The organism is Psychrobacter sp. A3, from assembly GCF_028823565.1.
In the GTDB taxonomy this organism is placed as follows: domain Bacteria; phylum Pseudomonadota; class Gammaproteobacteria; order Pseudomonadales; family Moraxellaceae; genus Psychrobacter; species Psychrobacter celer.
The window spans coordinates 20,886-29,727 of the sequence record NZ_JAPEHS010000030.1 but is presented as its reverse complement, the minus strand read 5'-3'; the positions used below and the strand labels follow the sequence as shown (position 1 = coordinate 29,727).

The following is an 8,842-nucleotide window of genomic DNA, read 5'->3' as shown; positions in this document are numbered from 1 at the left end:
TTAGCCATTTTTAGCCCATTTAGATGGCTATCGATTGAATTGAGGACACGCCCTATACACAAACAGGTGAGAATAAAAACAGTGGCGCAGCACTATGCCGCCTTATCGTGACAACGATACAGGCGACATCATAAAGCGACTGGTTCGTACACTCGCCACTGGCAAGTTAGCCATTAGCAAGTTAGCGAGGTTTTTTGTTTTTGGTGGTGAATTTTTTTGCCCGATTGCGCTCACGTTGGCGTAACTGCTGCGCTTTTGCTTTCGTCGGTGTGTCGCTTTTATTGGCATAGGGGTTGTCATTTTGTCGAAAGATGACATTCAGCGGTGTGCCTTCAAGCTTAAAGACTTGACGAAATTGGTTTTCGAGGTAACGCTGATAGCTCTTCGGTAGCGCACTGGTTTGGTTACCGTGAATGACGATGACCGGTGGGTTGTGACCACCGATATGCGCATAACGCAACTTGATACGGCGACCTGCGACGGTCGGTGGTGGGTTGGCTGTCACAGCGTCTTGCAATATCTGCGTCAAGCGATTGGTCGATACCTCAAACATAGATGACTGATAAGCACGCAAGATCGACGGGTATAAGTTGCCCACGCCGGTACCATGTAGCGCTGAGATCAGGTGCACTTTCACAAAAGGAATAAAGCTAAAGCGGCGATCCATCTCAAGCTTGATATAGTCTTTTTGGTCTTGGCTGAGGCCATCCCATTTGTTTATCGCGACCACCAGCGCCCGACCTGCATCGAGCGCATAGCCTATCATATGCAAGTCTTGATCGACGATGCCTTCTTGCGCATCGATGACAATCACCGTCACGTTGGAGTCTTCGATGGCTTGTAGGGTTTTGATAACGGAGAATTTTTCTACTTTTTCATCAATTTTGCCGCGGCGGCGCACGCCTGCGGTGTCGATGAGGACATAATCCTTACCATCCCGTTTATAAGGAATATAAATACTGTCGCGCGTGGTGCCTGGCATATCAAACACCACCACCCTATCTTCACCAAGCAAACGGTTGACCAAGGTAGATTTGCCGACGTTTGGACGACCGATAATGGCAAGTTTTAAGCCATCTGGTTCGACGACGTTTTCTTGCTCAGGCATATCAGCGGTCAGCACTTCTAGCAAGTTACCGACACCGCGGCCGTGGCTGGCGGCCATCGGATACGGCTCGCCCAAACCAAGCGCATAAAACTCCGCAGGCGCGGCATAATGGACGCCATCGACTTTGTTGGCGACCACATAGACAGGCTTGCCCAATGTATGCAAAAACTTACCAATCTCAGAATCAGCGCCAATCATCCCAGACCGCGCATCCACCACAAACACGATGATATCTGCCTCATGAATCGCTGTGTGCGATTGCTCAGACATATAATCATCGATATTGCCACTGCCATCATCTGCCTCACCAATACCACCCGTATCGACAACGATAAACGATTTGTTTTCGTAGGTAGCATCGCCGTACTGACGGTCACGCGTCAGCCCCGACATATCAGCAACCAATGCCTGCCGACTTTTTGTAAACTGGTTAAATAAGGTGGATTTACCGACGTTTGGACGACCAATTAAGGCGACCACAGGCTTGATACTCATGGGTTACTCTCAGTGAAAGGCACAATGGCAGACCGTACAGCGACTAAAATCATAGTCGCAAATATTGTTGTACGTGACCGCAAATTAATATAAATGATAAAACGACAGCAGATACAATCATCGACCCTATAACATCGACTCTATGACATAGACTCTATAGTAAGCAGGCCTACAGTGATGATTGTATCTCTCAGACACCATTTTATCGGATCTATCAAATGATGTCGTCTATATGGTAAACCTACCGCATACCGGTCGCATAGAGTACGCGAAAGCCTGCGTTTAAACAAGCAGTTTACAACCAAGCACAAAACGCTGACCTAGCAGGGTGAGTGATAATAGTAGTGATCGTGATATCAATCCGCAAGTCTAATGGCTGGCTGATAACAATATCACGACTCATCAGCTGCCGCGTGACACAGTCTATGATACTTAACGTATCAGCTGCCAGATAGCCACTTGACCTGAGGTGCTCTGCGTTAACAAACGACTTCCTTGTACTTGCAAGTTGGTCAACGCCCCCTTGGTCTGTACACGGCTGATGATTTGACCATTGGCAGGGTTAAACAAATGCACCACACCTTCTAAATCACCAACCGCGATATAGTTACCAATCATCACAGGGTTGGTCAAGTGACGATACGCCAGCTCATCGCTCTCCCAGAGCATCTCGCCATTGCTGCGATCATACGCAACCACTTTACCATCTAGGCTAGTGGCGATGACTTGCTGATTATTGACAGCAAGGGATTTGAGACTGGCAAGCTCATTGACAAATAGAACCTGACGCGAGTCCAAATCAATACCCAATAACTGACCACTATAGCTGATTGCAAACAGCTGGTTTTGATCAACAGTAGGCGTGCCATCGACATCGCTCATACGCTCAACTTCGCTGCTGCCCATACCGACACCGACGCGTCTCGACCACTGCGGCAAACCACTATCAACCGTCACCGCATGCAAACGGCCATCTGCGGTCGCCAGCAACGCGGTCTTGCTGTCTAGTAGGGTTGGCGCGGCGCTACCGCGTACACTGATGGCAGGCACTTGGGTGGCAAACTGCCATACGGACTGGCCGGTTTGTAGAGATAAGCCGTGCAAAAACCCATCATTCGCTGACAAAATCACGCGATTATTACTGACCAAAGCTGGCGTCAATACCGACCCTGATAGCTGCTGCTGCCAGCGTTTGGCACCCGTTGTACTATCAAACGCCATCACCTGACCGCCACGTGTGCTAATGATTGCTGTTTGGCTTAAGGCATCTACTGTCACGCCGCCGGTGATTTGGTCACCGACATTGACTGACCACAGACGCTCACCTGCATTATCAAACCCTATCAAGTCGCCACCGCGTGAGGCTGTGACCATTTGACCATTGGCATAGCCAACTTGCAGCGCCAAAGGATCTTTTTTACTGGCTTTTTTATTGCCAACATCTGCGCTAAAGACAGGCTGTAGCACAGTGACCGGCTCTGCAATTTGTACCAAATCGACAGGATCATTGACGACAGGCTTGATACCGCGATTACACCCAATCACTGCAGTGCTCATTACTGCCAGTACGGCCACATGCATGACTGTCTTTTTGATAATATTGGCTGTTGACATGTTGCTCGAGCGAATGGATTGAGTCATCATAGGTTCTCACTACAAAAATTATTATGGATTAGTGGATTGGGCGGTCAGTCTGTGGCTCATCCATCAATGATCTGCTCACAGTGTTGCCTGGTTTTAATTGTCTTGGTGACGGTTATAAATTTTTTTAAATAGATAACAGCCACTTATCAACTCTACTCTCACGATCAGCCCACTGGCCGCCAATCTAGCATATAGAATTCTGTTGGTACTGCCTAGGGTGCTGATAAAACATCAGCGCTATTATTCGTTAATAGCGCCTAATACAATACCACTACTGTGTAACTTCGGCCGATGCGCCCTCTAACACTGGTGGCGGCTCAGATATCGCAGGCTCTGGTACAGCAGGCTCTTGAATCAGACTGGCTTGCGACTCGATGGGCTCAGGCATTACTCCCAAGCTCTCCATCTTCAGTGCCAATACTGCACGCATTTCTTGACGCTCACGTAACAGCTCCCACGCATTATTGTAAGCGTTGATGGCCAAATCTTTATCGTTTTGTGCTAGATAGATATCGCCTAGCAACTCTTGTTGACTGGCTTCAAATGAGCTTGGCATGTCTTGTTTGGCTTCTGCCAGTGCGCCCTCAGTATCACCTGCTGCCAGTAGCGTGTTGGCATAACGTAGACGGGTGATGGCGCTTAGGCCAGCGTCGCCCAAGTCAATTGCCAATGCCTGCTTCAGGGTATCTGCCGCGGCGGTAAAATCATCACTATCCACTTGGTGACGGGCTTTTATCATCAGTGCTTGCCACGCATAGACTGACTCGCCGTGGGCGGCAACCAATGCATCGATATCTTTATCAAGTTGTGTGCGGCTTTGTGCCAGCGCTTCTTGCGCCTCAGCTTCCAAATCTGGGTTTTGCGCCGCCAGACTGATTTCTTCATTGAGCCGCTGGATATCCGCGTAGTCATCTGCTGCGACTGTATCAACGCGCGCATGGTTATTTTGCCAGTATGTCCAACCAAAATATGCGGCCAACGCCAACAAAATCGCAGTGACGATATAACTGCCATACTGCTTTAATACGTCCATTGAATTGTCTGGATTTGGCGAATTGGGTGTCAAAGCCATAAAGGGTTACCTAATAAAAGTGTTATAAAAATGCTGAGGCGAAAGCCGATATCAACTGATTAACCTATTAATTGATCGACTAATCGATCGACCCATTCATCACTGGCGCGAAAAATTGTCTGCATTCGATAGCCAGTCTTGCGAGACACTACGCTGCTCGCCTGTCTGCATGTCTTTGATACTCACCAAATTGTCATCGAGCTCTTGCTGAGCAATAATCACCGTGAGCGCAGCTCCTGATTTATCCGCCTTTTTCATTTGCGCTTTTAGGCTGGTGGCACTTGCCATCTTGACTCGGATATCTGGACGCTCATAACGTAGGTTTTGGGCATACTTGATACCTGCGCTATAGACTTCTGGATGAGCGACCACAAAGACATCGCAGGCCGAAACGTCTGCCATCGGCGCGACCGCCTCTAGTAACAACAATAAACGCTCAAGCCCCATAGCAAATCCAACGGCAGGCTCAGATTTGGCAGGTTTGCTGCCGTCGGCACCAACAGACTTTAGCTGGCCAACCAAACCATCATAACGACCACCTGCACAGACGGTGGCTTGGCTACCTAGCTTGTCTGTCACCCATTCAAAGACGGTCTTATTGTAATAATCCAGACCGCGTACCAGATGCGGATTGATCTCAAAATCGATACCAAGCGCGGTCAAGTATGTTTGCACTTGCTCAAAGTGCGCCATACTCTCCGTACCCAAAAACTCAGCCAGCTTTGGCGCATCATTCAATAACGCCTGCGTACTCGCCTCTTTGCTGTCTAAGATACGTAGCGGGTTGGTCGTCAGACGGCGCTTGCTATCCTCGTCAAGCTGATCTTGTTTGTCGGTTAGATAAGCGACTAAGGCCTCACGATAAGCATGGCGCTCGTCGATTTCACCCAAGCTGTTTAGTTGCAAGCGCATCTCGTCTTTGAGACCCAGCGCTTGCCACATCAGATGCGTCATCGCGATTAGCTCAGCATCGGCATCGGGCAGCGCACTACCGAAGCTTTCGACTCCTAATTGATGAAACTGACGATAGCGGCCTTTTTGCGGGCGCTCATAGCGAAACATGGGGCCGATGTACCATAGTTTGGGCGTATCACCGCGCAGTAGATTGTGCTCGATTACAGCCCTTACTGCTCCTGCGGTGCCCTCTGGGCGCAAGGTCAAAGGAGTGGGCGGCTCAGATTTATCGGCAAAGCTATACATCTCTTTTTCGACGATGTCGGTGGCCCCGCCAATAGCACGGGCAAACAAATCAGTCTGCTCAACGATAGGCAGGCGAATATGCTCATAACCGTACCTACCCAGCACATCCGCCAATATCGCCTCTAATTGTAGCCATTTTGCCGATTGGGTAGGCAAAATATCATTAAACCCTTTGATAGCTTTGATCATGGTACGGTCATATCCTTACAATTATCACAAGTTCTTTTTTATATAGTTAACCTAAAAACAGCGACAGCACTACTGGTATCCGTTAGCGCTACTAGTATTTATTTAACGCGAATAATCTCATTTTCGCGCTTTTTTGCCAAGTCTTCAGCATGGGCGCGCACCATACTTTCAATCTCATCGACTAGGTTTTCGGTATTGATCAAATGGCTTTTTTCGCCCATACGGTAGACCAATGACTTTGGCGCAGCACCGACGATACCGATATCGGCTTCTTTGGCCTCCCCTGGGCCATTTACTTTACAGCCAATCACTGACAGATCCATCGGCTCACGAATATCCTCGAGACGCGACTCTAACATTGTCATCACTTTGATCACATCAAACTCTTGGCGCGAGCAGCTAGGACAAGCGATAAAATTGACGCCGTTTGAGCGGATATTTAGCGATTTTAAAATATCAAAGCCGATTTTGATTTCTTCTTCAGGCTCTGCCGCAAGGGAGATACGAATGGTATCGCCGATACCGTCTAGGAGTAGCCCCCCTAATGCAATGGCAGATTTGACCGCGCCGGTGCGATAGACACCAGCTTCGGTCACGCCCAGATGTAGCGGGTTGTCAATTTGGGCTGAGAGCAGACGATACGCCTCTAATGTCAAAAACACATTACTGGCTTTGACTGAGACTTTATACTGATCAAAATTGAGGCGCTCCAAAATATCGATATGGCGCATCGCGGACTCTAGCATCGCCTCACCCGTCGGCTCTTTATATTTTCGCTGGATGTCTTTTTCTAGCGAGCCTGCGTTGACACCGATACGAATCGGGATATTGTGATGCTTGGCGCAGGCAACCACCTCACGTACTTTGGCATCACTACCGATATTACCTGGGTTGATACGCAAACAATCAGCGCCTGCTTCGGCCACTGCCAAAGCAATCTTATGATCAAAATGCACATCGGCGATGAGCGGCACGCTGACCTGTTTACGGATTTCAGCAAAGGCGTTGACCGTATCCATCGTCGGGGTCGAGACGCGCATCAGATCAGCGCCTGCTTCTACGCAGCGCTCGATTTGTGCGACCGTCGCGGCCACATCACAAGTCTCGGTATTGGTCATGCTTTGCACACTAATCGGTGCATCACCCCCAATCGCGACATCACCGACATATATTTTTTTGGTAAAACGACGGTTAATAGGCGCTGACGTTGACATAGACAAACCCTTTGGTTAAAACAAAAAAATAAAAACAAACCCTGACAATGATACCTAACGATGCGGCACTATGCTTTTGCCCACTTATGGCGCAAGCTCAAAACTGGCTTGCTTATCAGTGGCATATGCCTCTAATGCCACTGCCTCTTGGTTGAGCATTAAGCTGACATTATCGATATTATCGATCTGTACATTAAACGGCGGTATGCCAGATAGTTTATAGCTACCCGTGCTTTGAGCGCCGTTCATCAGATTGCTCCCTGACGCATCAGTAATCACCACCACCGCCTCGTCGCTCAACATCACCTCTAACGTCGCGGTGCTGCTCGCCGCGCCTATGTTAAGCGCAGAGCCTGCGGCACCCACGCCTGTCTCGCTATCGATAGCAGCGCCTTGAGCCTGCTCGAGTGCCGAGATGTCTTCGACAGCGTTGGTCGGTGCTTGGGTATTTTCTTTGCTGGCATTACTGACCATGCGGAATAAAAAAATCGCTAAGATAATAACGCCAATGACCGCGATAATCAGTAACGGATTGAAACGAATGCGGTTATGAGTGTCTCGCTGCAAGGTGCCCATCGGGCGCAGCGGTGTATCAATGTTGTTGACTGAATATGGTTTTAGCTCATTGGGATAGGCGGCATCAAAGCTACTGGCGATCTTTACAGGGTCTAACCCCAAAAACTTGGCATAGTTGATAGCAAAACCACGAGCAAACGCGGCTTGCGGCAAATCTGCAAAATTCTCATCTTCTAAGGCTTTTAGGTGACGCTTTAAGATAAATAGCTCGGCGGCGGCCTCTTCTAGACTGACTTGCTTTGTTTTGCGGGCTTGCTGCAACATGGCACCAAATGATCCCTGAGTATTTGATTGAGTGTTTGATGATGGGGTGGTCATTTCCATGGTGCCTCTGGATTGTTAAGCCAAGTCTTCAGTTGTTTTGCTTCATCACTTAGTGGATAAGCGGATAAAAGCTGCTGTGCCAATTGCTGGCGTGTGGTTATGTTGTTTTGAGCCGCCGCAAGTTTGATGCCTTGTAATAGCAAACGCGGGCTGATACCTTGCCCTTGTACCAAGATCAGTGTCTCGTCATAAAGTTTTTGTGCTTGGGCCACCCGCTGCTGCTCAAGCAATAAATCTACCAATTCGATATGGGCGATGATGCTATTGCGGTTGCCATCTAGCGCGCGCAAAAACGCTTTGGCCGCAGCAGCACGGTCGCCCATCTGTAGGTAGGTTCGGCCTAGGTTTTCCAGCGCGCCGATACGACCTTCGTAGCCAAGCGCTGCCCCTGCAATCTCAAACTGCTCAGCCGCCTCTTTATAGCGTTTCATCTGCGACAAATACACGCCATAGTTATTGTGAGCTTGCTCAAAGTCTTTATCAAGCGCGATGGCTTTTTTAAAGTACTGATCGGCTTTTTGCAGATTAATACGGCTGCCCTCTTGCTGCAGCAAAACGCCCATCATATCATAGGCTGGCGCGTAACGGCTATCGGCAGCGAAGGCTTTTTCAAGCTGGCGTTGGGCGGTATCAAGCTCGTTTTTGCGGATATATTGCGCGGCAAGCGAGGTACGTACGCGCGCAATTTCTTGTTGATCCAAGTTGCGATCATTGCTCGGCCGCGTCGACGTCTGATAAGGGGTATCCCCCAATAAATCATCGGTTGGCGTGCTTTGACACCCCGTCAAAAACAGCCCCACCATCGCCATACCAAGCAGTAGCCGTTTGGACGTCACTGTCGTCTGTGCCATTACTGGCAACGTGGCTGTCATCCATGGTTTGTCAGTCAAAAAACACACGCTTTGATACTTATTTTGACAAGAATTTTTAGAAGTCATCATAGCCGCCATCATAAAACTGGATTCAATGCGTTCGATAATCGAAGCATCAGTTTAATAGATTTAGACCCCATAAGTACAA

General features: G+C 48.8%; 7 protein-coding genes. All 7 read right to left on the bottom strand.

Annotated features, from left to right (window positions below; translation table 11 throughout):
- Nucleotides 1-181: 181 nt before the first annotated feature.
- Nucleotides 182-1,603 carry a ribosome biogenesis GTPase Der gene (gene der / locus NK638_RS06285; RefSeq protein WP_274632346.1) on the bottom strand — a complete coding sequence of 474 codons (1,422 nt, stop codon included), beginning with the start codon at nucleotides 1,601-1,603 and terminating at the stop codon, nucleotides 182-184.
- A gap of 432 nt (nucleotides 1,604-2,035) precedes the next feature.
- Nucleotides 2,036-3,244, bottom strand: coding sequence for an outer membrane protein assembly factor BamB (gene bamB / locus NK638_RS06280; RefSeq protein WP_446739812.1), 1,209 nt, complete (start codon nucleotides 3,242-3,244; stop codon nucleotides 2,036-2,038).
- A 274-nt stretch (nucleotides 3,245-3,518) separates the two neighbouring features.
- Nucleotides 3,519-4,319: a YfgM family protein gene (locus tag NK638_RS06275; protein WP_274632344.1), complete on the bottom strand. Its 801-nt coding sequence runs from the start codon at nucleotides 4,317-4,319 to the stop codon at nucleotides 3,519-3,521.
- A gap of 99 nt (nucleotides 4,320-4,418) precedes the next feature.
- A complete protein-coding gene (gene hisS, locus NK638_RS06270) occupies nucleotides 4,419-5,708 on the bottom strand; it encodes a histidine--tRNA ligase (protein WP_274632343.1) in 1,290 nt (429 codons plus the stop codon).
- A 98-nt stretch (nucleotides 5,709-5,806) separates the two neighbouring features.
- Nucleotides 5,807-6,922 (bottom strand): flavodoxin-dependent (E)-4-hydroxy-3-methylbut-2-enyl-diphosphate synthase, encoded by a 1,116-nt coding sequence (ispG, locus tag NK638_RS06265; protein WP_105245022.1) that lies wholly within the window; start codon nucleotides 6,920-6,922, stop codon nucleotides 5,807-5,809.
- 84 nt (nucleotides 6,923-7,006) lie between these two features.
- A complete protein-coding gene (locus NK638_RS06260) occupies nucleotides 7,007-7,816 on the bottom strand; it encodes a helix-turn-helix domain-containing protein (protein ID WP_274632342.1) in 810 nt (269 codons plus the stop codon).
- On the bottom strand, nucleotides 7,813-8,712 hold the full coding sequence (gene pilW / locus NK638_RS06255; RefSeq protein WP_446739811.1) for a type IV pilus biogenesis/stability protein PilW: 900 nt from the start codon (nucleotides 8,710-8,712) through the stop codon (nucleotides 7,813-7,815). Before pilW ends, NK638_RS06260 begins: the two co-directional genes overlap by 4 nt.
- Nucleotides 8,713-8,842: the final 130 nt, after the last annotated feature.

Excerpts from the sequence above, each read along its gene's own strand:
- der (WP_274632346.1), bottom strand. The coding sequence starts at position 1,603 with ATGAGTATCAAGCCTGTGGTCGCCTTAATTGGTCGTCCAAACGTCGGT.
- bamB (WP_446739812.1), bottom strand. The coding sequence starts at position 3,244 with ATGACTCAATCCATTCGCTCGAGCAACATGTCAACAGCCAATATTATC.
- ispG (WP_105245022.1), bottom strand. The coding sequence starts at position 6,922 with ATGTCAACGTCAGCGCCTATTAACCGTCGTTTTACCAAAAAAATATAT.
- NK638_RS06260 (WP_274632342.1), bottom strand. The coding sequence starts at position 7,816 with ATGACCACCCCATCATCAAACACTCAATCAAATACTCAGGGATCATTT.
- hisS (WP_274632343.1), bottom strand. The coding sequence starts at position 5,708 with ATGATCAAAGCTATCAAAGGGTTTAATGATATTTTGCCTACCCAATCG.
- NK638_RS06275 (WP_274632344.1), bottom strand. The coding sequence starts at position 4,319 with ATGGCTTTGACACCCAATTCGCCAAATCCAGACAATTCAATGGACGTA.